22 protein-coding genes are annotated in these 22,474 nt (G+C 69.4%); 13 read left to right on the forward strand and 9 right to left on the reverse strand.

From position 1 onward, the window contains the following. Window positions 1-101: 101 nt before the first annotated feature. From ACWPN8_RS33995 to yddG, 3 genes are all read left to right on the forward strand, one after another. Window positions 102-737, forward strand: a complete 636-nt coding sequence (locus ACWPN8_RS33995; protein ID WP_492243966.1) for a LysE family translocator — start codon at window positions 102-104, stop codon at window positions 735-737. 349 nt (window positions 738-1,086) lie between these two features. Next, entirely contained in the window at window positions 1,087-3,165 is a 2,079-nt protein-coding gene (locus ACWPN8_RS34000; RefSeq protein ID WP_492243967.1) for a putative bifunctional diguanylate cyclase/phosphodiesterase, read from the forward strand. Between the two features lie 115 nt (window positions 3,166-3,280). Beyond that, window positions 3,281-4,219: an aromatic amino acid exporter YddG gene (gene yddG / locus ACWPN8_RS34005; RefSeq protein WP_492243968.1), complete on the forward strand. Its 939-nt coding sequence runs from the start codon at window positions 3,281-3,283 to the stop codon at window positions 4,217-4,219. Here the strand turns inward: yddG and ACWPN8_RS34010 are convergent. Then, on the reverse strand, window positions 4,216-5,622 hold the full coding sequence (locus ACWPN8_RS34010; protein WP_109096443.1) for a nucleobase:cation symporter-2 family protein: 1,407 nt from the start codon (window positions 5,620-5,622) through the stop codon (window positions 4,216-4,218). The two genes, yddG and ACWPN8_RS34010, sit on opposite strands and share 4 nt — an antisense overlap. Before the next feature lie 227 nt (window positions 5,623-5,849). Between ACWPN8_RS34010 and ACWPN8_RS34015 the strand changes: the two genes are divergently transcribed. Next, complete coding sequence (locus ACWPN8_RS34015; protein ID WP_098736002.1) at window positions 5,850-6,188, forward strand: acyl carrier protein; 339 nt, start codon at window positions 5,850-5,852, stop codon at window positions 6,186-6,188. Window positions 6,189-6,190: 2 nt separating this feature from the next. Continuing rightward, window positions 6,191-7,537, forward strand: coding sequence for a GH1 family beta-glucosidase (locus tag ACWPN8_RS34020; protein ID WP_492243969.1), 1,347 nt, complete (start codon window positions 6,191-6,193; stop codon window positions 7,535-7,537). Here ACWPN8_RS34020 and ACWPN8_RS34025 read toward each other — a convergent pair. The 7 genes from ACWPN8_RS34025 to ACWPN8_RS34055 form a co-directional block, all read right to left on the reverse strand. Next, window positions 7,534-8,133, reverse strand: coding sequence for a HutD/Ves family protein (locus tag ACWPN8_RS34025; protein WP_492243970.1), 600 nt, complete (start codon window positions 8,131-8,133; stop codon window positions 7,534-7,536). The genes ACWPN8_RS34020 and ACWPN8_RS34025 overlap by 4 nt on opposite strands. 77 nt (window positions 8,134-8,210) lie before the next feature. Beyond that, the gene (locus ACWPN8_RS34030; RefSeq protein WP_199237515.1) at window positions 8,211-8,909 is read right to left on the reverse strand and encodes a hypothetical protein; all 699 of its coding nucleotides are present in this window, start codon (window positions 8,907-8,909) and stop codon (window positions 8,211-8,213) included. Between the two features lie 221 nt (window positions 8,910-9,130). Continuing rightward, a complete protein-coding gene (locus ACWPN8_RS34035) occupies window positions 9,131-9,307 on the reverse strand; it encodes a hypothetical protein (RefSeq protein WP_158285362.1) in 177 nt (58 codons plus the stop codon). A 295-nt stretch (window positions 9,308-9,602) separates the two neighbouring features. Further along, window positions 9,603-10,673: a YihY/virulence factor BrkB family protein gene (locus tag ACWPN8_RS34040; protein WP_109096440.1), complete on the reverse strand. Its 1,071-nt coding sequence runs from the start codon at window positions 10,671-10,673 to the stop codon at window positions 9,603-9,605. A gap of 12 nt (window positions 10,674-10,685) precedes the next feature. Continuing rightward, window positions 10,686-11,513 (reverse strand): DUF3618 domain-containing protein, encoded by an 828-nt coding sequence (locus ACWPN8_RS34045; protein ID WP_492243971.1) that lies wholly within the window; start codon window positions 11,511-11,513, stop codon window positions 10,686-10,688. A gap of 98 nt (window positions 11,514-11,611) precedes the next feature. Beyond that, complete coding sequence (locus ACWPN8_RS34050) at window positions 11,612-12,265, reverse strand: YjbE family putative metal transport protein (RefSeq protein ID WP_109096438.1); 654 nt, start codon at window positions 12,263-12,265, stop codon at window positions 11,612-11,614. A gap of 199 nt (window positions 12,266-12,464) precedes the next feature. Next, entirely contained in the window at window positions 12,465-13,064 is a 600-nt protein-coding gene (locus tag ACWPN8_RS34055) for a HupE/UreJ family protein (RefSeq protein ID WP_492243972.1), read from the reverse strand. 255 nt (window positions 13,065-13,319) lie between these two features. Here ACWPN8_RS34055 and ACWPN8_RS34060 point away from each other — a divergent pair, with 255 nt between their 5' ends. The 6 genes from ACWPN8_RS34060 (at window position 13,320) to ACWPN8_RS34085 (ending at window position 19,564) form a co-directional block, all read left to right on the forward strand. Then, a complete protein-coding gene (locus ACWPN8_RS34060; protein ID WP_492243973.1) occupies window positions 13,320-14,501 on the forward strand; it encodes a nickel-dependent hydrogenase large subunit in 1,182 nt (393 codons plus the stop codon). Between the two features lie 76 nt (window positions 14,502-14,577). Then, window positions 14,578-15,633 (forward strand): hydrogenase nickel incorporation protein HypB, encoded by a 1,056-nt coding sequence (hypB, locus tag ACWPN8_RS34065; RefSeq protein ID WP_492243974.1) that lies wholly within the window; start codon window positions 14,578-14,580, stop codon window positions 15,631-15,633. 17 nt (window positions 15,634-15,650) lie between these two features. After that, window positions 15,651-15,896, forward strand: a complete 246-nt coding sequence (locus tag ACWPN8_RS34070) for a HypC/HybG/HupF family hydrogenase formation chaperone (RefSeq protein ID WP_492243975.1) — start codon at window positions 15,651-15,653, stop codon at window positions 15,894-15,896. 43 nt (window positions 15,897-15,939) lie between these two features. Continuing rightward, window positions 15,940-16,986, forward strand: coding sequence for a hydrogenase expression/formation protein HypE (hypE, locus tag ACWPN8_RS34075; RefSeq protein WP_492243976.1), 1,047 nt, complete (start codon window positions 15,940-15,942; stop codon window positions 16,984-16,986). Between the two features lie 133 nt (window positions 16,987-17,119). After that, window positions 17,120-17,842 (forward strand): sugar transferase, encoded by a 723-nt coding sequence (locus ACWPN8_RS34080; RefSeq protein WP_247872823.1) that lies wholly within the window; start codon window positions 17,120-17,122, stop codon window positions 17,840-17,842. A 294-nt stretch (window positions 17,843-18,136) separates the two neighbouring features. Beyond that, window positions 18,137-19,564, forward strand: a complete 1,428-nt coding sequence (locus ACWPN8_RS34085) for a S41 family peptidase (RefSeq protein ID WP_109096432.1) — start codon at window positions 18,137-18,139, stop codon at window positions 19,562-19,564. A 12-nt stretch (window positions 19,565-19,576) separates the two neighbouring features. Here the strand turns inward: ACWPN8_RS34085 and ACWPN8_RS34090 are convergent, their stop codons facing one another. After that, the gene (locus tag ACWPN8_RS34090) at window positions 19,577-20,341 is read right to left on the reverse strand and encodes a 4'-phosphopantetheinyl transferase family protein (RefSeq protein ID WP_492243977.1); all 765 of its coding nucleotides are present in this window, start codon (window positions 20,339-20,341) and stop codon (window positions 19,577-19,579) included. 103 nt (window positions 20,342-20,444) lie between these two features. On the opposite strand from ACWPN8_RS34090, the gene ACWPN8_RS34095 reads away from it, so the two are divergent. Next, complete coding sequence (locus ACWPN8_RS34095; protein WP_492243978.1) at window positions 20,445-21,425, forward strand: phosphoribosylaminoimidazolesuccinocarboxamide synthase; 981 nt, start codon at window positions 20,445-20,447, stop codon at window positions 21,423-21,425. Between the two features lie 15 nt (window positions 21,426-21,440). Continuing rightward, a complete protein-coding gene (locus ACWPN8_RS34100; protein WP_492243979.1) occupies window positions 21,441-22,394 on the forward strand; it encodes a D-2-hydroxyacid dehydrogenase family protein in 954 nt (317 codons plus the stop codon). Window positions 22,395-22,474: the final 80 nt, after the last annotated feature.

The raw sequence follows: 22,474 nt of genomic DNA on the forward strand, positions 1-22,474 counted from the left end.
TGTTTCGCCGCTGCCGCTTGCGGCGGAACCGGGTGCATGCTGCTGTGATGTGGCCGATTGTCGCTCCCCCCGGCATCCCTCCGGTATCGAGGTTTCCAGCCATGACTTGGCAAACGCTCGCCTTCTTCTTCGCCACCGCCTTCGTGATCTCCATGACGCCGGGCCCGAACATGCTGCTGGCGATGAGCCTCGGCCTTCGATTCGGCGCACGCCGCGCCGCCTGGGGCGGAGCCGGCATGTGCGCGGCACTGGCGGTGATGGCCGCGCTGTCGGCCTTCGGGCTGGGCGCCCTGCTCTCCACCTCCGTGCTCGCCTTCGAGATCGTGCGCTGGGCCGGCGTCGCTTATCTGACCTGGCTCGGGATCGCCGCATGGCGGGCGCCGGTCGAACAGCCGGGCGAGCGCGATGCCGCCGCCGCCGCGTCGGGGGAAGGGACGCCCGTGCGCCTGTTCCTGCGCGGCGCGCTGGTCGCCTTCAGCAACCCGAAGGCGCTGGTCTTCATGGGCGCGCTGTTCCCGCAATTCATCGACGCCGCCGCCCCACTGGCGCCGCAGCTGGTGGCGCTGGTCGCCACCATGGTGGTGATCGAGTTCGGCTGGATCATGGCCTATGCCACCGGCGGCGACCGTCTGGCGGCGAAACTCACCACGGTGTCCGCGGCCAGGTCGCTGAACCGCCTGACCGGCGGCCTGATGATCGGCGCCGGCGGCCTGCTGGCGCTCGCCCGTCGGGTCTGATCCGCCCTCGCCTCCCCACAAGACGTCGAAAAAGAAAAAGGGCCGCGCAATCGCGCGGCCCTGTAGTTTAGGGAGGAAACGCCCCGAGAATGGGCAAGGGCAGAATATGCTGCGGCGCACACGAACTGGTATTACCAATGCTGAATGGTAGCCATGCGCTGCGGGAATAGCCCTATGCAGCAATATGCATTGTCAGCAATAGAGCACAGCCTCGGTTACAAAAATTTCACAGATCCGCCGCGTCCCGGTCATCGCCCGCACCACTAATGCTACGGTTCGCCGTCCTCGCCGAAAGGTTTACCCCCGGCAGGGACGGCGGTGCGAAACACCCGGCCTTAGGAACGGTGCGATGGCGATCCCAGTCCTGCGCAGCCTGACGCTGAAGCAGGCGATTCACGCGGTCCTCGCCGCCTTCGTCATCGGTCTGACCATCACCGCGGCCGAATTTGCCTGGACCGCCACGCGCGAGCGGGCGACGGCGCTGGCGCAGGTCAAGGATGTGGTCGCGTTGGTCGAGGGGCCGGCCGCCAGCGCCGCTTGGCTGATCGACGCGGAGCTGGCAGGGCAGGTGTTGCAGGGGATGGTCCGCGCCAACGCCGCCTGGGCGGAGATCCGCCTGGGTGACGGCACCTTGCTGGCGCGCCGCGAACGCGCGCCCAAGCCGGCCAGCCTGCTGGAACGCGGGGCGACAGCCCTGCTGTTCGTCGACCGGCCGGTGGTGACGCACGAGCTGATGACCCCGCCGAACGGATCGGCGAGCGGACCGCGCGCCGCCGACGCCTCGCGGATCGGACAGCTGGTCGTCGGCATCGACACCGGACGGGCAGCCTCCGGCTTCCTCACCTATGTTTCCGCGGCGCTTGTGGCGGGGACCCTGCGCAACCTGCTGATCGGGCTGGCGATGGCGGTGGTGTTCCACCGGCTGCTGACCCGCCCGCTGTTGCAGATCGGCCGCGCGGTGGCGCGGATCGACCCGGAAAAGCCCTATGGCCAGCCGCTGGCCGTGCCGCGCGGCCACGCCGACGACGAGCTTGGCTTCGTCATCGCCCGCTTCAACCACACCCTCACCCTGCTGGAGCAAGAGCATGACGAGCTGCGGCGGCTGGCGACGCGCTGCCCGCTGACCGGGCTGGCGAACCGGGCGCTGCTGCTCGACCGGCTGGACCACGCCATCGAACTGGCGAACCGCGCGCGCGAACCGGATGCCGGCCGGCTGGCCGTGCTGTATGTCGACCTCGACCGCTTCAAGCGGGTGAACGACAGCCTGGGCCACGCCATCGGCGACCTGCTGCTCTGCCGGGTGGCGGACCGGCTGGGCGTCAGCGTGCGCCGCTGCGACACCGTCGGCCGGCTGGGCGGCGACGAGTTCCTGGTCGTGCTGGAGCGCGTCGCCGACCGGGACGAGGCGGCGATGGTCGCGCAACGGCTGCTCGACGGCCTGTCCTCCCTGCGCGAGGTGGGCGAGCACCGCGTCCATCTCACCGCCAGCATCGGCGTGGCCGTCCATCCGGAAGCGGGGAACGGAGGAGCGCCGGACGCCGCCGGCCTGATGCGGATGGCCGATTCCGCGATGCAGGCGGCGAAGGCCGCGGGCGGCGACCGTTTCGTCTTCTACACCCGCGAGATGACCGACCGGGCGGAGACCCGGCTGCGGCTGGAGTCCGGTCTGCGCGAGGCGGTGGCGGCGCGCGCCTTCGAGCTGGTCTACCAGCCGAAGATCGAGGCGGCGGGCGGCCGGCTAACCGGCTTCGAGGCGCTGATCCGCTGGCGGCACGAGGGGGCGGCGGTCTCGCCCGCCGATTTCATCCCGGTCGCCGAAGACACCGGCCTGATCATCGAGATCGGCCGCTGGGTGCTGGAGGAAGCCTGCCGCACCGCGACCCGCTGGGCGCTCGACCATGGCCCGGTGCCGGTGGCGGTCAACGTTTCCGCCCGCCAGCTTGCCGATCCCGGCTTCGCCCGGCTGGTCGAACAGGTGTTGCAGCGCCACGGCACGCCGCCCAACCTGCTGGAGCTGGAGATCACCGAGACCGTCATCATGAAGGACGTGCGCCACCATCTGCCGACGCTGAACCGGCTGCGGGCGTTGGGGGTGCGCATCGCCATCGACGATTTCGGCACCGGCTATTCCTCGCTGGCCTATCTGCGCCAGTTGCCGGTCGATGTGCTGAAGATCGACCGCAGCTTCGTCAACGACCTGCCGCATGCCCCCGACATCGCCTCCACCGTCATCGCGCTCGCCCAGCGGCTCCTGCTGTCCACCGTGGCGGAGGGGGTGGAGACCGCCGAGCAGCGCCATTGGCTGGCGGAGGCCGGCTGCGACTGCCTGCAAGGCTTCCTGATCTCGCGCCCGCTGGCGGCCGAGGCGGCCGAGGCGATGGTGATGACCGCATTCGCCCGGACCGAGCCGCTGCCGATGACGGCCTGAGACCGGAGTTTCTAAGGCCGGAGTTTCGGTCAATGCGCGGCGGAGGTCCGGTCAAGACAGCCCTCCGCCGGCCGGCTATGGTCGCCTCCCCAGGGCCAACCGACCGACAGGCATCATGACCGCCTCCAGCACCACCACCCTGCCCGACCGCCGCTCATCCAACCGCGCCACTTTGGTCGGCTTCATCGCCATCCTGCTGTGGGCGACGCTGGCCCCGCTGGCGACGCTGGCCGCCATGGTGCCGCCGTTCCAACTGGTGGCGACCTCCTTCCTGCTGGCCTTCCTGGTCGGCAGCGGCTGGACCGCGTCCCGCGGCGACAATCCCCTGCGCTATTTCCGCCAGCCGGTCGCGGCCTGGGCATTGGGGGTCGGCGGGCTGTTCGGATTCCATTTCCTCTATTTCATGGCCTTGCAGGCGGCCCCGCCGGTGGAGGCCAACCTGATCAACTATCTGTGGCCGCTGCTGATCGTGCTGTTCTCCGCCCTGCTGCCGGGCGAGCGGCTGCGGGTGTGGCATGTCGGCGGCGCCGTCGCCGGGCTGGCGGGTACGGCCCTGCTGATCGCGCGCGGAGGCCCCAGCAGCTCGGTGGGCGGATTTTCCATCGACCCGGCGCATCTGCCGGGCTATGCCGCGGCACTCGGCAGCGCCGTCACCTGGGCCGGCTATTCGGTGCTGCGCCGCCGGCTGGGCCAGATCGGCGAGGCGCCGACCGACGCTGTCAGCGCCTTCTGCCTCGTCACGGCGATCCTGTCGCTGCTCTGCCATCTGGCCCTGGAACGGACGGTGTGGCCGGACAGCGCCGCCGGCTGGGGCGCGATGCTTCTGCTGGGGTTGGGACCGGTGGGTGCGGCCTTCTTCGTCTGGGATTACGGCGTGCGCCATGGCGACATCCGGGCGCTGGGGGCGCTGTCCTATCTGGCGCCCCTGCTGTCGACCCTGCTGCTGGTCCTGTTCGGCCTCGCCCCCAATTCAGGCATCATCTGGGTGTCCTGCGCCCTGATCGCCGGCGGATCGCTGCTCGCCAGCAAGGACCTGCTGCGGGGGAAGGCTTAAGCCTCCACCCCCTGCGCGGCTGCCGCGACGTCGTGGCGGGCGCGGTCGGCGCTCGCCAGCCCGTTGAAGTACCAGTTCAGCGCCACCGCGGTCAGGGTGCCGAGCAGGATGCCGCTGTGCAGAAGCGGCGACAGGAAGGCCGGCATCTGCGAGAAGAACTTGTCGGACACCAGCGGGATCAGCCCGACGCCGACGCTGACCGCCACGACGATCAAATTCTCGCGCCGGCCGGCGAAATCGACCTGCGCCAGGATCTTCACGCCGGTCGCCGCCACCATGCCGAACATCACCAGCCCGGCCCCGCCCAGCACGAAGGCCGGCACCGACGCCACCACATGGGCAAGCTTCGGCAGCAGCCCAAGCAGCAGCAGGATCAGCCCGCCCGCAGCACACACCCAGCGGCTGCGCACGCCGGTCACTCCGACCAGCCCGACATTCTGCGAGAAGGAGGTGTAGGGGAAGGTGTTGAAGACGCCGCCGATCAGCGTGCCCAGCCCGTCGGTGCGCAGGCCGCGGACCAGATCCTCGCGGCTCACCGGGCGGCCGACCATGTCGCCGACGGCCAGGAACATGCCGGTCGACTCGATCATCACCACGATCATCACCAGCGACATGGTCAGGATGGCGACCGGATCGAACACCGGCATGCCGAACTGGAAGGGCTGGACCAACGCCACCCACGGCGCCTCCCCCAGCCCTTTGAAATCGACCATGCCCAGCACCATCGCCAGCACCATCCCGGCCACCAGACCCAGCAGCACCGCGACGTTGCGGACGAATCCGCGGCCATGCTTCATCAGCGCCAGGATCGTCAGCAGCACGAAGGCCGCCACGCCCAGGAAGGCCGGGTCGCCGAATCGCGGATTGCCAACCCCGCCGCCGGCCCAGCCGACACCCACCCGCATCAGCGAGACGCCGATGATGGCGATGACGCTGCCGGTCACCACCGGCGGGAACAGCGGCAGCAGCCGGCCGACCAGTGGGGCGGCCAGGATGGCGAAGATGCCCGACCCGATCACCGCGCCGTAGATGCCCAGCAGCCCGAGCGACGGGTTGGTCGCCATCGCCACCATCGGGCCGACGGCGGCGAAGGTGACGCCCATCATCACCGGCAGCCGGATGCCGAATCGCCAGACCCCCACCGCCTGGATCAGCGTGACCACGCCGCAGGCGAACAGGTCGGCGTTGATCAGCATGGCGATCTGGTCCTTCGGCAGCTTCAGGGCGCCGCCGACGATCAGCGGCACCGCGATGGCCCCCGCATACATCACCAGCACATGCTGCAGACCCAGCGCCAGCAGCCGCCAAGGCGCCAGAACCTCGTCGACGGGATGGACATCGGGGGTGGCGGCGCTTTTCATGGCGGAAGCCTCGCTCTGCAATCGGTCTGCTTCGTTCTGCATGGGGCGTGCCGCCCTGGCGGATGGCGGCTTCCGGCCGTATCCCCGCCCGCCGCTGCACAATGCCTGGGCAAATCCATGGCGCCGCTGCCCGCACAGGTGGCAAAAGCCGCGCGGTTTATTGCCGCGCCCGGCTGGAGACCCCGACGGGGGCTGCGTTATTCTTTAACGATCCGTGCGTACAGTCGCTGCCGCATACCCCTTTCGCGCAACCGAAGCCGAGCGTCGCGATGAGCAAGTCGATCGAGGGTGTATCCAACTGGATGCACATGTTCCGTTGGATCGTGAAGCTGATCCGCGACGAGTATGGGGTCGATGAGGCTCTGCTGACCCGCAATGCGACGCTGGAGACCGACATCCAGCTGTCCATCGACCAGGTCGAGCAGGTGCTGGAATACATCGCCGAGAGCTTCGCCATCCGCTTTCCCGACGGGACGCTGGACGAGCTGGTGAAGCTGGAGGAGCTCTGCCTGCTGGCAAGCTGGATCAAGGGCTATTACAAGCGCCCGGAATTCATCTCCGACGCCTTCGAGGCCCGCTGCCGCAGCATCAACCAGATCGCAGCCTGACGATGACCGACCGGACCTCCCCAACTCCGCCCACCCTGTACCCGCCGGGCTTCGTCTGGGGCGTTTCCACCTCCGCCTACCAGATCGAAGGAGCCGCTGCCGAGGAGGGGCGTGGCGCCAGCATTTGGGACGTGCGCTGCCGCACCCAGGGCGGGGTGGTGAACGGCGACACCGGCGATGTCGCCTGCGACCACTATCACCGCATGCCGGAGGATGTGGCCCTGATGAAGGGGCTGGGCGTCGACGCCTACCGCTTCTCCATCTCCTGGCCGCGGGTGATGCCGCGCGGCAAGGGGGCGGTGAACGGGGCGGGGCTGGACTTCTACGACCGGCTGATCGACCGGCTTCTGGAGTCGGGCATCGAGCCCTGGCTGTGCCTCTATCACTGGGATTTGCCGCAGGCCTTGCAGGATCTGGGCGGCTGGTCGTCGCGCGACTGCGCCGGCTGGTACGCCGACTACGCGGCACTCTGCGCCCGGCGCTACGGCGACCGGGTGAAGCGCTGGATCACCTTCAACGAATTCTCGGTCTTCACCCTGTTCGGCTATGCGATTCCCTGGGCGGCGCCGGGAATCGTCGACCGGACACAGCATCTGCGCGCCATCCACCATGTCAACCTCGCCCATGGCGCCGGGGTGGACGTGCTGCGCGACATGGTGCCGGGCGCCTCCATCGGCGCCATCCACAACCGGCAGGTCGTGATCCCGGAAACCGACACGCCGGAGAACCGCGCCGCCGCGGCATTGCTGGACGAGCATTGGAATCTGGCCTTCTGCGACCCGCAGATCCTGGGCCACTACCCGCCGCAGACCGCCGCCGCCATCGAGCCCCATGTCCGGCCCGGCGACATGGCGCGCATCGCCCGGCCGGTGGACTGGTTCGGGCTGAACCATTACGGCCCGATCTTCGCCAAGGCCGATCCGGCCCGCACCTGGGGCTATGGCTGGGGCGACGCGCCGGCCGACCAGCCGACCCACGGCGTCGGCTGGGCCATCTTCCCCGACGCCTTCCGGGACGAGCTGCTGACCATCCAGCGCCGCTACCGCCTGCCCATCGTGGTGACGGAGAACGGCTGCGGCGGCAGCGACACCGTCAGCCCGGACGGGGCCGTGCATGACCCGCACCGCATCAATTACCTGACCATCTACAACGCGGCGATGCGCGACGCGATGGCCCAGGGTGCCGACGTACGCGGCTATTTCGTCTGGTCGCTGCTGGACAATTTCGAGTGGGGCAGCGGCTACGGCCAACGCTTCGGCATCGTCCACGTCGATTTCCAGACCCTGGCCCGCACATGCAAGGACTCGGCGCGCTGGTATGCGGAGCTGATCCGGGCGGCGAAGTCCTAACGGCGCCACACCTCGGCACAGACGCCCTCCGCCCCGTCCGGCGCCTCCACCAGCGCCGCCGCGCCAAGCAGGAGCAGGCTGTGGCCGGCGGGAACCGTCAGCGCCTCCCCGTCCTCGGGCGTTACCGTCAGCATGCCGGCAAGGGCGTGGACCAGAATCACATCGGCTTCGGCCCGGTGCACATTGGCCCTTTGCGCGGCGGAGCCGGACAGCAGGGTCAACATGCCGGCCGCAGACGCCCGGTCGAGCATCAGGTTGACGTCGCGGATCGGACCGGCGGTCGGCTCGCACCACACCGGGGCCTCGCCGGGAAAGGCGAAGGCGGGGTCCAGGCGGCGGCGCTCGACCGGCGGGGCGCCATCGACCGACAGGCGCATGCCGTCGCCTTCCACCACGGCGATCAGACGATCATAACCGGAAAAGGCGGAAAAGGGACCGGGTTCGACCACGTCGGCGATGCTGACGCGCCAGACGAAACGGCCATCGGGGCGGCCATCGGCGGCCGCTTCCATCGCCAGCTCGGTGGTGACGCCGCCACCGTTCTTCCAGGGAACGCGGCGATGGTCGGCGGGGCTCAGGCGCGTGATGGACGGCAAAATCTTGGCTCCGGAACGGATCGGCTCCGCTCCGTCATAGCACAGTTCCGTCATGGCGCAGGGCCCAACGCCCAGCGTCACACGAACAGGCTGAAGCTGCCCATCAGTTTCTGGGTGCCGGTCTGTCCGGTGGGGATGGAGTTCATGCTGCTGATGGCCTGGTTCAGCCCGTCGAGCGTCGCCTGCTGCCCGGTGGTGAGCGACTGCCCGGTGTCACCCTTGGCCGGCTGCTTGGCGACCGTGTCGTAATCCTGGCTGTAATTCCCCATGACCAGCTGCATGGCGTAATTCTTCGGGTCCTTGTCCGACTGGCCCTTTTCGCGGCTCACGCGCAGGGTGTAGTCGCCCTTGTCGACCGTCAGGTTGCCGGCCTGCAACTGCTTGAAGGCCTTGTAATCGTCGCCGGCCTTCGGATCGCTGTCGGCCACCACGCGGCCGAGCCTGTTCATCACCTGGACGCGCAGGCCGTCGTCGCCGACCTGCCCCATGGTCATCTCGCCCTTCTGGACGACCTTGAACTTGTAGAAATCGACCTTGTCGTTCGGCGCCAGGGTGCTGGCGACGTTCAGGCGGGTGGTGTTCTTGGCAAGCACGCCGATGTCGGTGGCGCCAGCCGTGGTGGTCTGCGCCGACTTCTTGACCGTCTTGGAGTATTCCTTGACGTCGCCGACAGCCTGATTGCTCTGCGACTTCTTGATGGCCTCCACCGCGTTGTTGATCGACGCGTTGAGGCTGGAGACCATAGAGTTGACGCCTGAGAGAGCATCATCCGCCATGATTCGTCATCCTTCTTCCGATCCGACCATCGCGCCCATCCCGACACGGACGTCGGCGAGGACCTGCCAACAAGAGTGCGGCCGGCTGAGCCGCCACCCGGGCACGTCTGCCCAAAGGGAGTATACGACAACAGCCGGCCGAACATAGGTAGGATTCGTGATTTTTTGGTCGAAAGCTGGGATGCGGACCCTGCACGCCACGGTCGGCGGCCCGATCCGCATCAGGATCGCGGCTTTTCTCCGTTTGCCGTATGCGGCTCGGCCAGGGTGGCGGCCGCAGCGCCGATCAGGTTGGCCGGCGGCAGGACCGACTCGGAAGCGGCCGGGCCGGCGGCTTCGTCGGCGAGATGGCAATGGGGCGGCTGGGTGGGACCGGTGACGACATCGAAATCGAACATGACAACCTCTCTCGGCTTGTGATGAAGCCGCCCGGGTCGCCCGTGTTCGGATTTTTCAGGATGTGCAGCCCATCGAGGGCCGGGGATCACAAACACGAAAGCCGCCGCGGGTCGGTCCGGGCGGCTTCGGGAGTGAGCGACAGATGCGCGTTCCTAGGCCGCCGAACGAAACCAGCGGCCAAAATATCGGGAGCGTCCACAGGACGCGATGGCGAGCATCTGTTGCATAGCGGCGACCATAGCGCGCGGCCGCCGGCTTGCCAAGAGAGATTTGGCCAAGGGAACGCGTCCGCGGCTAGCTCGCCTTGCGCTCCCCCACCGTGTCGGCGACATAGGCGTCGCGCTGGCCCAGCGGCCGGGCCGGACGGCCGTCGCGGTCGGTGGTGTCGCGGGCGGTCTGGTGCTCGATCTCCGCGTTCAGCTCCGCCCCCAGCAGCACGACGTAGGATGTCAGGTTGAACCACAGCAGCAGGACCACAACGGCGCCGACCGAACCGTAGGTCTCGTTGTAGCTGCCGAAGTTCGACACATAGATGGAGAAACCGAGCGAGCCCAGCAGCCAGACGACCGTCGCCATCGCCGAACCCCAGCTGACCCAGCGCCATTTCGGCTCCCGCCGGTCGGGGGCGTAGCGGTAGAAGACGGCCAGCGCCAGCATGATCGTCACCGCCAGGATCGGCCAGCGTGCAAGGCTGGCGATCCAGCCGATGGGCGTGTCCTGTAGCCCGATGATGTTGATGGCGGCGGGGACGGCGATGATCATCGCCATGGCGAGGATGACGAACAGCAGCCCGGCCACCGTCAGCCCCATCGACAGCGCCGCCAGCATGAGGAAACCGCGCGTCTCCTTCTCGCCGTAGGCGATGTTCAGCGCCGACACCATCGAGTTGGTCCCGCGCGAGGCGCTCCACAGCGTCAGCATCAGGCCGAAGATCAGGCCGAAGCCCAGCCCCTGCGACGGTGCGGTCGCCACCTTGCGCGCCTGGTCGCTGACGATGCTGAGGGCTTCGGGCGGCAGCAGGCTGCCCAGCTGGTTCAGCTGGCTCTCGATCGTCGACGGGTCGGCGACGAGGCCATAGATCGACACCAGCGCCGCGATGGCCGGGAAGATGGCGAGCAGGGCGTAATAGGCGACGCCGGCGGCCAGCATCGACACATTGTCCTTGCTCTGCTCGTCCCACACCCGCAGCAGGATGTCCTTCCAGCCTTTCTTGGGAATCTCCGACGGGCTGTCCGCCGACCGGCCCCGGCCGTCGCCGGCATTGGCCCCGTCATTGGCGCCATGCCCGCCGCCATGCTGCCCACCGTGTTGCCGGTTCACCCGGTTGCGGTGCTCGTAATAATGTCGGCGGCTCAGCCCCAGCATCCTCCGCCCTCCTCAGGCCACGGCTTCGCGGAGCGCGCCGACCCGGTGCCGCGCCGTTTCCAGGGCGTGGAACTGGGCGCCGATTGCGACCTGGAGATGGTCGTCCGGCGCATCGCGCAGGGCGTCGCGGAACAGGGCCAGCGTGCCGTCGAGCCCGCCTTCCAGCCGGGCCAGCAGGTCGCCGCGGGCAGCCGGTCCGCCGGCCCCGGCGATCACGCTGCGGGCGCTGGCCTCAGCCAGCCCGTGCATCGGCGACCAGACGCGCCCACCGTCGCCGGCGGTCTCGATCCAGCCGCCGCCCTGCCGCAGTTCGGCATCGAGCGCCACGGCGCTGCGGTCGAGCTGGTCGGCCAGTTCCTGCAGGCGGCCGGACAGCGACGGGTCGGCGATGGTCATGTCGGCGCGGCGGAAGGCCTCGGCCCCGTCGCGGCAGGCGCCGGTCAGGTCGGTCAGCAGATGCCGGCTGCGCGGGTCGAGCTGCCGGCCATTGGGGGCGTAATCGTCGAATTCAGTGGTGGAGTCCGGCGTGCGGGCGACCGCCACGGCGAGCCAGAGGGCGCCGACGCCCATCAGCGCCACCGGAATCGGGTTGGCGCGCACGGCGCGGGCGATGCGGCCGGACAGTCCGTCGCCGCCGCCCTGGATCACGTCGCGCACCACCTGCACCACACCGCCGGACATCTGGCCGGGCGACAGGCGGAACTCGATCTCGTCGATCACAGAATCCATGCGGGCGCGGATCGACTGGATCTCGTGCTCGATCTCTTCCGGGCGGCGGCCCTGGGGCGCTGTCGTGTCGGGAGGAGCGGCGGACGGAATGGCGTCGTTCTGATGGGTCATGCCGGGCGTCTCCTGTGGGGGCTGCCGGCTTGCAACACCATCGAAGGCCGATTGTTCCGGTCCCGCCCGCCTCGCCCCCTGCGGGTCAACCCATAAGGTCAGCCGATAATCTGGGCGAAGGCCATCACCTCGATGCTGCCCTGCCAGATCATGCGGACGGCGACATAGACGATGACCAGCAGGCCCAGATAGGCGATCCAGTGGAAGCGGTTCAGCAGCCGCGCGATCACGCTGGCCGCCGCCCCCATCAGCGCCACCGACAGCAGAAGGCCGATGGCCAGCACCCAAAGATGCTCGCGCGCCGCACCTGCCACCGCCAGCACATTGTCGAGCGACATCGACACGTCGGCGACGATCACCTCCCAGACGGCGGTGCGCACCGACTTGCCGCCGCCGGCCGGGGCTGCGGTCCCGCCGTCGCCGGCTTCATCGCCGTCGGCGACCAGCGCCGCAGCCTGGGCCTCCTCGCGCTGGCTGCGCAGTTCGCGGAACAGCTTCCAGCACACCCACAGCAGCAGCAGACCGCCGGCCAGCGTCAGGCCGATGATGTCCATCACCTTCGTCGCCGCTAGCGCGAAGCCGATGCGCAGCACCACCGCGGCGGCGATGCCCCAGAAGATCACGCGGGCCCGCTTTTCCCGCGCCACCCCGGCGGCGGCCATGCCGACGACGATGGCGTTGTCCCCGGCCAGCACGAGGTCGATGAAGACCACCTGGCCAAGCGCGATCAGTTCGGGAATCAGCGAGTCCACGGGCGGTCCGTCGATTGTCGGTGGAGGGGAGGTGGGCGGGGACGATCCGCCCTATAGCGCGTGAACGCGCAGCGGCGCAACGCCGTCACCCGGCCGGGGTAGAAAATGTCGCGGGGCCCACAACGCCGAAGGGCCGGACGGTTTCCCGCCCGGCCCTTCCATCATCGATTGGCCATCTTGGGCGAACCGGTGGCGGCGCTCAGGCCAAGGCCACCAGGGCCACGCCACCGAGGCCGATGGCGGCACCCAGCCCGCGCAGGGCCAGCGCGGCCGTGCCGCCGCGGACGACGCCGCGCAGCGACAGGGCGGCGCCGACACCGGCGCCATGCAGGAGCGCGGTGGCCAGCGCGAAGCCCAGGCCGTAGAGCAGCGGCTGCGCCGCCTCCGGCATCTCGGCGCCATGGGCATGGCCGTGGAACAGGGCGAAGGCGGAGACCACGACCAGCGAGACCGGCAGCGACAGGCGCGACTGCGCGGCGATCAGGGCGCCTAGCGCGATCACCGACCCGGCGATCCCCAGCTCCACCGCCGGCAGCCCGATGCCGGTCATGCCCAGCAGGCCGCCGCCGATCATGGCGGTGACGAAGGCCGTCGGCAGCGCCCACAAGGCGGCACCGCCGCGCTGCGCCGCCCACAGCCCGACCGCCACCATTGCCAGCAGATGGTCCCAGCCGCCCACCGGATGCAGGAAGCCGTGGGCGAAACCGGCGTCATGGGCGCCGAAGGTGTGGGCGTCGGCGACCGCGGGCAGCACCAGCCCGGCCAGCAGGACGGCCGAGGCGAGAGGGAAACGTTTCATGGACCAGCATCCTCTGATGTCGTGTCGCGCCCATCGGATCATGCCGTCCCGGCTTTCCCGCCCGACGCAGGGGAAACCGGACGGTGTGGCGCGGTTGGGGCAAAGTGTAGCAGAAAGTGCCGGCCCGGCCATGGCCGAGACAGCGCTCCCACCTCGCCGGATCTACGTATTTTGACGCAGGTCAATGAGTTGCACCCCCGATCCGTCAGGATGCGATCCGTTAACCCCCGGCAGATGCCGCCCCAGGAACCTTCGATGTCCACCCCCACGCTTCCCGGAGAAGGTTCGGTGTCCGTCCGGCTGTGGCTGGACAACGGTCGGGAGGGCATGACCATCCGCCGGGCCGAGGTCGCCACCCGCCGCCCGCGCGCCGTCGCCGCCCTGGTCGGCCGCAGGGCGGAGGAGGCGGCGCGGCTGGCGCCCCTGCTGTTCAGCCTGTGCGGCAGCGCCCAGGGGCTGGCCGTCGCCCGCGCCTGCGAGGCGGCGCTGGGACAAGACGCAAGCGCCCATGACGCGGCGCGCGGCCTGCTGGCCGATGCGGAGGCGCTGGACAGCCATGGCTGGCAGGCGGTGGTCGAATGGCCGGCGCGCCTGGGCGTACCGCCGCGGCCGGCGGCCCTGCGCGAGCTTCGGAGCGCGGCGTCCGCCGTCCTGCCGGCGCTCTATCCGGCCAAGGATGGGCTGCGCCCCGGCGGCGGCATGCTGCGGCCGGACGTGGCGGCTCTGCGCGACGCGCTGGACCGGGTGGCCGGCTGGCTGGAGGCGACGGTCTTCGCCGGACCGCCACCGCGGGATGCCGACGAGCTGGCCGATTGGGCGGCGCGCGGCGGCACGGACGCGGCACGGCTGGCCGCCCGGCTGCTGTCGCCGAATCTGGCCGGCTGGGGCGCCTGCGGCGTGCCGCTGCTCGGCGAACGGTCGCCCGGCTGGTTCGCGGCGGCGCTGGCCGGCGATCCGGGTTTCGCCACCACCCCCCGCCGCAACGGTGCCCCGGCCCTGACCGGCCCGCTGGAACGGCAGGCCGACCACCTGCTGGTCGCCTCGGTGACGGAGCGCTTCGGCGACGGGCTGGCCCGGCTGTTCGCGGCGCGGCTCGCCGATCTGGCGGAATTGCCGCGGCGGATGGAAAAGACCATAGCCGCGCTTCGGCCGGCCGATCCGGCCGCCACCGGCTCCTGCGGTCCGGGCGAGGGCTGCGGCGTGGCGGAGACCGCGCGCGGGCGGCTGGCACACTGGCTGCGGTTGGACGGGGACGGCCGCCTGGCCGATGCTCGCATGGTGGCGCCGACCGACTGGAATTTCGCCGCCGACGGCCCGCTGGCGCGCGGCCTCGCCGGAGCGGCGGTGCGCGACCGTGACGATGCGGTGGAGCGTGTGCGGCTGCTGGTCGCGATGCTGGATCCCTGCGTCGCCTGCGGCATAGACGTACACGAATGACGAGCGCTTGCCGAAGCCCGCAGGCAAGTCGATGATGGGCGGGCGTCTTGCGGATGGAAGAGTGGGAGAGGGCGTGATGTGCACGGTTTGCGGATGCGGCGAAGGCGAAACCCGGATCGACGGCAAGGCCGCCGATGCCGATCATGAGCACATCGGCCCCGACGGAAAGGTCTACCGCCACCGCCACGGCGACGCGCATCCCCATGCCCACCATCACCATGACGACACCCACGAGCATGTCGCCCCCGACGGCACGGTGTTCCGCCACAGCCATAACGATCATGGGCATGAGCACGGGCACGACCATGGGCATCACCACGACCATGGCCACGATCATGACCATGGCCACCATCATCACGCCGCCCATGACCATGCCCATGACCGGCACCGCCCCGACCGGCCGGACGCCATCGACGGCGGCGCGGCGCTGAACCAGCCGCGGCTGATCACCATCGAACGCGACATCCTGGCGAAGAACGACGGGCTAGCCGCCGTCAATCGCCGCCGCTTCGCCGAGCGCGGCGTGTTCGTGCTGAACCTGATGTCCAGCCCCGGCTCGGGCAAGACGACCCTGCTGACCCGCAGCCTGACCGATCTGAAGGGCCGGTTCCCCGTCGCGGTGATCGAGGGCGACCAGCAGACCAGCTTCGACGCCGACCGCATCCGCGCCACCGGCACTCCGGCGGTGCAGGTCAACACCGGCAAGGGCTGCCACCTCGACGCCTCGATGGTGGCGCAGGCTGCCGACAAGCTGGCGGCCGACGGCCAGTTCGCCGAGGATGGCGTGCTGTTCGTCGAGAATGTCGGCAATCTGGTCTGCCCCGCCGGCTTCGACCTGGGCGAGACCCACCGCGTCGTCGTGCTGTCGGTGACGGAGGGCGAGGACAAGCCTTTGAAATACCCGGACATGTTCGTCCGCGCCGACCTGCTGGTCGTCAACAAGATCGACCTGCTGCCCCATCTGACCTTCGATGTGGAGAGGATGATCGGCTATGCCCAGCGCCTCAACCCGTCGCTGGCGGTGATCCAGCTGTCGGCCACCACCGGCCAAGGGCTGGAGGACTGGTACGACTGGATCGCCGACGGGCTGGCCGAGGCCCGCGCGTCCCATACCGCCACCGCAGCCGTCTGACCGGGGGGATCGCCGCCATGTGCCTTGCCGTCCCAGCATTGGTCACCGCCCTGTTGCCCGACGACCGCGCCACCGTCAGCCTGGGCGGCGTCACCTCCACCTGCTCGCTGGAGCTGGTGGAGGGTGTCGCCGTCGGCGACTACGTGATCGTCCATGTCGGCTACGCCCTGTCCCGCCTGGACGCGGAGGAAGCCGAGCGAACGCTCGCTCTGTTGACCGAAGTCGCCCAGGTCGAAACTGAAGCCGCCGAAGCCTCGGCCTGACGCCCTGCCCTCCACACACCCGCCGACCACCCGGACCCCCGCCATGACCGACCGCCGCCTCTTCACCCGCAAGCTCGACATCGCCCGCGGAGCGGTGGACATGACCCACGGGTCGGGCGGCAAGGCGATGGCGCAGCTGGTGCGCGAGCTGTTCGCCGCCGCCTTCGCCAACCCGTATCTCGACCAGGGCAACGACCAGGCCGCCTTCGACGTGCCAGGCGGGCGCATGGTGATGACGACCGACGGCTTCGTCGTCTCGCCGCTGTTCTTTCCCGGCGGCGACATCGGCTCGCTGGCCGTCCATGGGACGGTCAACGACGTCGCCATGGCGGGTGCCGTGCCGCTGCACCTGACCGCCGGCTTCATCATAGAGGAGGGCTTCCCGCTCGCCGACCTGAAGCGGGTGGTCGACAGCATGGCCGCCGCCGCGCGCGAGGCCGGGGTCGCCATCGTGTCGGGCGACACCAAGGTGGTGGAGCGCGGCAAGGGCGACGGCCTCTTCATCACCACCACCGGCATCGGCATGGTGCCGCCCGGCGTCTCCCCCTCCGGTGACCGGGCGCGGCCCGGCGACGTCATCCTGGTCAGCGGCACCATGGGCGACCATGGCGTCGCCATCATGTCGACCCGCGACAATCTCGGCTTCGAGACGGCGATCCTGTCCGACAGCGCCGCGCTGAACGGGCTGGTCGCGGCGATGGTGGCGGCGGTGCCCGACCTGCATGTGCTGCGCGACCCGACCCGCGGCGGGCTGGCGACGACGCTGAACGAGATCGCCCACCAGTCCGGCGTCGGCATGCGGCTGCGCGAATCCGACATCCCGGTGCGGGCGCAGGTGACGGCGGCCTGCGAATTGTTGGGACTCGACCCGCTTTACGCCGCCAACGAGGGTAAGCTGATCGCGATCTGTGCCGAGGAGGAGTGCGACCGCCTGCTCTCCGTCATGCGCGATCACCCGCTGGGACGGGACGCCGCCTGCATCGGACGGGTGGTGGAAGACTCCCACCGCTTCGTTCAGATGGAGACCCGTTTCGGCGGCCGCCGGATCGTGGATTGGCTGACCGGAGAACAGCTTCCCCGTATCTGCTGATACGTACCGGCGGGCTAACCCGCTGTTTCCAAACAATCGGTCCCATTGGCGGGACCCCTTTCGCGCGCTGGCCGTTGCCTCTCTCGGATGGTCCTATGCTCTGACCAGAGACGTTCAGCGACGAGAGATTACAATGGCGTTGTCCAACATCGCTCTTTTGGGCGCTCCCCGTCTGGACCCCGGCCGGATGGCCGGGACCCGGTCGGCGATGCAGGCGATGGACCGGCTTCCCGGTTGCCCTCCCCTGCACCGGCACCGCATCAAGCGCGCCTTCGACATCGTCGGCGCGCTGGGGCTGCTTGCCGTTTTCGGACCGCTGATGCTGGTGTTGGCCTGGATGGTGGCGCGCGACGGCGGACCGGCGGTGTTCGGCCACCGGCGCGTCGGTGCCGACGGGCGTTCCTTCACCTGCCTGAAGTTCCGCTCCATGGTGGTCAATTCGGCCGAGGTGCTGGAACGGCTGCTCGCCACCGACGAGGAGGCGCGCGCCGAATGGCTGGCGACGCGCAAGCTGCGCAACGACCCGCGCATCACCCCGGTCGGCCGTTTCCTGCGCAAATCGAGCCTGGACGAGCTGCCGCAGCTGGTCAACGTGCTGCGCGGCGACATGAGCCTGGTCGGCCCCCGCCCGATCATCGACGACGAGGTGTCCTACTATCACGCCTGCTTCCCCTTCTACACCCGCTGCCGCCCCGGCCTGACCGGGCTGTGGCAGGTCAGCGGCCGCAGCGACGTCGATTACGTGCGCCGCGTCCAACTCGACACCGCCTATGTCGTCGGCTGGAACTTCTGGGCCGACATCGGCATCATGCTGCGCACCGTGCGCGTCGTGGTGAAGGGCAGCGGCGCCTACTGAGCGCCTCTCCCCAGGTCCTTTAGCGTCCCCACTCTCCGAAAGCACTCGTCCGTTCGCGCCGGTCGTGCGTCCCATCGGGGCGCGCGACATCGCTGTTTGTGCATCCTATGTCAGGACTCCGCTCCATCGTGCGGTTCGGCCGTTCCACCCCCGGCATGCCCTCTTGCCGAAATCGGGTGGACTTTGAGAATGGGCGAACGACGTGCTAGGGTCGGGGCAACCGGCGAAACCCTGGTATAGTGAACGATGCGTGCAAGACCGCCGGCCGGATCGGCCAGTCAAGAGGGTCCAAGGATGGCGAAGCTGCTGGCTGCCCTGCTGCTGATGATGGTGGCGATCGGGCCCGCCTGCGCCGTGGCGCCCACCAGCCGTGCCGACACCGTCGCGGCGCTCGACCGCTACCGCACGGACTTCGCGAAAATCCGCGGCTACGGCTCGCTGTCGACCGCCGACCGCAATTACGTCCTCTTCTCCGACGCCATGCGCCGCGTCCTGACGGAGCATGTGAAGCCCTTCGATCCGCAGGTGCTGATCGACAAGGCGGAAGACGGGCTGAAGAAGAAGAAGGCGGAGAATCCGAAGGCCAGCGACCGGCTGTTGACCGAGGCGGCGCTCGACAGCATGCTGGGCTCGCTCGATCCCTATTCAAGCTTCCTCGACGCCGAGCGCTACCGCTACCTGCGCGAACAGACGCAGGGCGAGTTCGGCGGGCTGGGCATCGAGGTGACGATGGACGAGGAAAGCGGCCTGATCAAAGTCGTCTCCCCCATCGACGGTTCGCCCGCCGCCCGTGCCGGCCTGCGCAGCGGCGACCTGATCGCCCGCATCGACGATGTGGCGGTGAAGGGGCTGAACCTGCACGACGCCGTCGCCCGCATGCGCGGGCCCGTCGGCAGCTCGGTTGCCCTGTCGATCCGCCGCCCGCCGGCGACCGACGCCAACACCCGCGTCTCGCTGACCCGCGCCATCGTCAAGATCCAGCCCGTCCGCTACCGGCTGGAGGGCAACGTCGCCTATGTCCGCATCGCCACCTTCAACCAGTCGACCTCCTCGGCGCTGGATGCGGCGATCGAGGACATGCGCCGGCAATCGAAGGGCCGGCTGACCGGCGCCGTCATCGACCTGCGCAACAACCCCGGCGGCCTGCTGGAGCAGGCGGTGCAGGTGGCCGACCGCTTCCTGGAGACGGTGGACATCGTGTCCGTCCGCGGCCGGGATCCCGAGGAATCCCGCACCTACCGCGGCACCGCCGGCGACCTGATGGCCGGGCTGCCGGTGGTGGTGCTGATCAACAGCGGCTCGGCCTCCGCGTCGGAAATCGTGGCCGGCGCCCTGCAGGACCATCACCGGGCGCTGCTGTTCGGCTCCCGCTCCTACGGCAAGGGCTCGGTGCAGACGATTTCCTCGCTCAGCGTCGACACCGGCATCCGGCTGACCACCGCCCGCTACTACCGCCCGTCGGGCGCGCTGGTGGACTGCTTCGGCGTCTCGCCGAACCTGGAGGTCAAGCCGACCCACGGCAGCACCGAGGAAACCCACCCCGACCCGGCGACCTGCGACCCCAACGCCCCGGTCCCGCCGAAGGCGCAGGTGTGGATGGCGCAGGACATGTGCCCCGACGTGATGGACAAGGCCCCCAAGCCCGACGACGACCGCCCGCTGGAATGCGCCGTCTCCGCCATCCGCAACCGCCTGACCGGCACGCTGGCCGGGGGAGAGTGAGGTAGGGTCTCCCTATCCCGCGAACCCCACATCGATCACCCTGGTCTCCACGGTCCAGCCGGTGCCATGCGCCGCGATGGCGGCGATGGTGCCGGGGAGCACCCGGCGGTCGAACAGGCTCCAGTCCGCCGGCAGGCCGACATCGCCGCGCAGATCCTCGCCGATCTCCAGCAGGGCCGGCGGCGCGTCCGGCCTCACCTCCACCGCGAACCGGTCGAGCGGCATCGACAACCCGACGCCGGCCGCCTTGATGAAGGCCTCCTTCCGCGTCCAGGCCAGCAGGAAGCCCTCGTCCCGCCGCTCCGGCCCCAGCCCTTGCAGCGCTGCGCGCTCGGTGACGTGGAAGAAGCGGTCGGCGATGCCGTCGGCGCTCTCGATCGGACGAAGCCGCTCGATGTCGACGCCGATCCGCCCCTCCGCCGCGACGGCGATGGCAAGGCTGTCCTCGCTGTCGCTGAGGTTGAAGGCCGGGCCGCCGGGCAGCGACGGCTTGCCGTGCGTCCCATAGTCGAAGACCAGCCCCGCCGGATCGCGGCCGGTGCAGCGCCCCAGCAGCAGCCGCAGCAGTCCGCGGCGCAGGATGAAGCGGTCGGTCAACCGCTCCATCAGGAAGCGGTCGGCGCGTTCCACCTCGTCGGCGGACAGCAGGGCGCGCATCGCCGCCTTCTGTCCGGACAGCCGGGTGAGATCGGCGAACCAGACGCGGACGACTCCGGGCGTCAGGACATAGTCGCCGGCAAGCTCAGGATCCGGCATTTCGATGGTCCCGTCATGCATCGGACAGCGATCCTCCCTCCTAAATTAGCGTCCTGGCTCCGGCAGGGGTTTCGGGTATCATGCGCGCCTCTCGCATCCGCCCCTGCATCCGGACCAGGATCCCATGGTTGACACCGCCCTGCTCGCCCCGCACCTGACCAACGTTCTTCGCGACGCCTTCATCCCGGAGCTGCCCAATCATTACCGCGGCAAGGTGCGTGAAAACTACGACCTTCCGGACGGCAGGCGCATCCTCATCACCACCGACCGTCTGTCGGCCTTCGACCGCGCCCTGACCGCCATCCCGTTCAAGGGGCAGGTGCTGACCCAGACCGCCCGCTTCTGGTTCGAGGCGACGAAGGACATCTGCGCCAACCATGTGCTGGAATACCCGGACCCCAACGTGGTGGTGGCGAAGCGGCTGACCATCATGCCGGTCGAGGTCGTGGTCCGCGACTATATGGCCGGCACCACCGGCACCTCGATCTGGTCGATGTACAAGCAGGGCCGGCGCGAGATGTACGGCCACATCTTCCCCGACGGGCTGCGCCAGAACCAGAAGCTCGGCACCCCGATCATCACGCCGACCACCAAGGCCTTCGACGCCGGCCATGACGAGGAGCTGACGGCGACCGAGATCGTCGAGCGCAACCTGCTGACCCGCGCCCAGTGGGACGAGGTGTCGGACAAGGCGCTGGCCCTGTTCGCCCGCGGCCAGAAGATGGCGGCCGAGCGCGGCCTGATCCTGGTCGACACCAAGTACGAGTTCGGCTTCGACGCCGACGGCAACATCCTGCTGGCCGACGAGATCCACACCCCCGACAGCTCGCGCTACTGGTTCGCCGGCAGCTATCAGGAGCGGTTCGAGGCCGGCGAGAAGCCGGAGAGCTTCGACAAGGACTTTGTCCGCAACTGGGTCGTCGCCCGCTGCGATCCCTACACCCAGGACGTTCCGGAGATCCCCGCCGACGTGGTTCTGGAGGCCGCCCGCGTCTACATCGAAGCCGGCGAGACCATCACCGGCCGCCCGTTCGAGGTGCCGGCGACCGCCGTCCCGGTGCTGGACCGCATCCGCGCCAATCTGGCGCCCTACTTCACCAAGTAAAGGGGGACGGGCTCCATGCGCATCGCCATCCTCGACGACTATCAGGAGGTCGCCCGCGACCTCGCCGACTGGTCGCAGCTTCCGGCGGGAAGCAGCCTGACGGTGTTCGAAAAGCCGCTCGGCGATGAGAACGCGGCGGCTGTGGCGCTGGAGCCCTTCGACGTTCTGGTGATCATGCGGGAACGCACGCCGTTCCCGGCCTCCCTGATCGGGCGGCTGCCGAACCTCAGGCTGCTGATCACCACCGGCGCCCGCAACAACGCCATCGACCTGAAGGCCTGCGCCGCCCGCGGCATCCCGGTCAGCGGCACCCGCATGGTCGGCGCGCCGACGGCGGAACTGACCTGGGGCCTGATCCTGGCGCTGGCCAAGCGCATCCCGGCCGAAGAGCAGGCGCTGCGCGAGGGCCGCTGGCAGACCGGCCTGACCAGCGATCTCGGCGGCAAGCGGCTGGGTCTGGTCGGGCTGGGCAAGCTCGGCAGCAAGGTCGCCAGGGTCGGCCAAGCCTTCGGCATGGAGGTGGTGGCCTGGAGCCCCAACCTGACCGACGAACGCGCCGCCGAGGCCGGGGTGACCCGTGTGGAGAAGCGCGCGCTGTTCGCCACCTCCGACGTGGTCAGCGTCCATCTGGTGCTGAGCGAGCGCACCCGCGGCGTGGTCGGGGCCGAAGAGATCGGCGCGATGAAGCCGACCGCGCTGTTCGTCAACACCTCGCGCGCCGGGCTGGTGGACGAGGTGGCGCTCACCCATGCGCTCCGCCATGGCCATATCGGCGGCGCTGGCATCGACGTTTTCCCCATCGAGCCTCTGCCGAAAGACAGCCTTTGGCTTGACCTTCCCAACACCGTGCTGACGCCCCATCTCGGCTACGTGACGCGGGAGAATTATGCGGTGTTCTACCGCGACGCCCTGGAGGACATCCTGGCCTGGACGGCCGGCTCACCGGTGCGGCTTCTCTCTCCCGCCTGAACGGCAACCGGGATGGAGGGTGCGGGTGAACCGGAACGAAGCGGTCGGAGGCGGCGGTAGAAACGGGTTCGGCAAAAACG

It is taken from the genome of Azospirillum sp. UENF 112521, from assembly GCF_058780665.1.

Excerpts from the sequence above, each read along its gene's own strand:
- ACWPN8_RS33995 (WP_492243966.1), top strand. The coding sequence starts at position 102 with ATGACTTGGCAAACGCTCGCCTTCTTCTTCGCCACCGCCTTCGTGATC.
- ACWPN8_RS34000 (WP_492243967.1), top strand. The coding sequence starts at position 1,087 with ATGGCGATCCCAGTCCTGCGCAGCCTGACGCTGAAGCAGGCGATTCAC.
- yddG (WP_492243968.1), top strand. The coding sequence starts at position 3,281 with ATGACCGCCTCCAGCACCACCACCCTGCCCGACCGCCGCTCATCCAAC.
- ACWPN8_RS34010 (WP_109096443.1), bottom strand. The coding sequence starts at position 5,622 with ATGCAGAACGAAGCAGACCGATTGCAGAGCGAGGCTTCCGCCATGAAA.
- ACWPN8_RS34015 (WP_098736002.1), top strand. The coding sequence starts at position 5,850 with ATGAGCAAGTCGATCGAGGGTGTATCCAACTGGATGCACATGTTCCGT.
- ACWPN8_RS34020 (WP_492243969.1), top strand. The coding sequence starts at position 6,191 with ATGACCGACCGGACCTCCCCAACTCCGCCCACCCTGTACCCGCCGGGC.
- ACWPN8_RS34030 (WP_199237515.1), bottom strand. The coding sequence starts at position 8,909 with ATGGCGGATGATGCTCTCTCAGGCGTCAACTCTATGGTCTCCAGCCTC.
- ACWPN8_RS34035 (WP_158285362.1), bottom strand. The coding sequence starts at position 9,307 with ATGTTCGATTTCGATGTCGTCACCGGTCCCACCCAGCCGCCCCATTGC.
- ACWPN8_RS34040 (WP_109096440.1), bottom strand. The coding sequence starts at position 10,673 with ATGCTGGGGCTGAGCCGCCGACATTATTACGAGCACCGCAACCGGGTG.
- ACWPN8_RS34045 (WP_492243971.1), bottom strand. The coding sequence starts at position 11,513 with ATGACCCATCAGAACGACGCCATTCCGTCCGCCGCTCCTCCCGACACG.
- ACWPN8_RS34055 (WP_492243972.1), bottom strand. The coding sequence starts at position 13,064 with ATGAAACGTTTCCCTCTCGCCTCGGCCGTCCTGCTGGCCGGGCTGGTG.
- ACWPN8_RS34060 (WP_492243973.1), top strand. The coding sequence starts at position 13,320 with ATGTCCACCCCCACGCTTCCCGGAGAAGGTTCGGTGTCCGTCCGGCTG.
- hypB (WP_492243974.1), top strand. The coding sequence starts at position 14,578 with ATGTGCACGGTTTGCGGATGCGGCGAAGGCGAAACCCGGATCGACGGC.
- ACWPN8_RS34070 (WP_492243975.1), top strand. The coding sequence starts at position 15,651 with ATGTGCCTTGCCGTCCCAGCATTGGTCACCGCCCTGTTGCCCGACGAC.
- hypE (WP_492243976.1), top strand. The coding sequence starts at position 15,940 with ATGACCGACCGCCGCCTCTTCACCCGCAAGCTCGACATCGCCCGCGGA.
- ACWPN8_RS34080 (WP_247872823.1), top strand. The coding sequence starts at position 17,120 with ATGGCGTTGTCCAACATCGCTCTTTTGGGCGCTCCCCGTCTGGACCCC.
- ACWPN8_RS34085 (WP_109096432.1), top strand. The coding sequence starts at position 18,137 with ATGGCGAAGCTGCTGGCTGCCCTGCTGCTGATGATGGTGGCGATCGGG.
- ACWPN8_RS34090 (WP_492243977.1), bottom strand. The coding sequence starts at position 20,341 with ATGCATGACGGGACCATCGAAATGCCGGATCCTGAGCTTGCCGGCGAC.
- ACWPN8_RS34095 (WP_492243978.1), top strand. The coding sequence starts at position 20,445 with ATGGTTGACACCGCCCTGCTCGCCCCGCACCTGACCAACGTTCTTCGC.
- ACWPN8_RS34100 (WP_492243979.1), top strand. The coding sequence starts at position 21,441 with ATGCGCATCGCCATCCTCGACGACTATCAGGAGGTCGCCCGCGACCTC.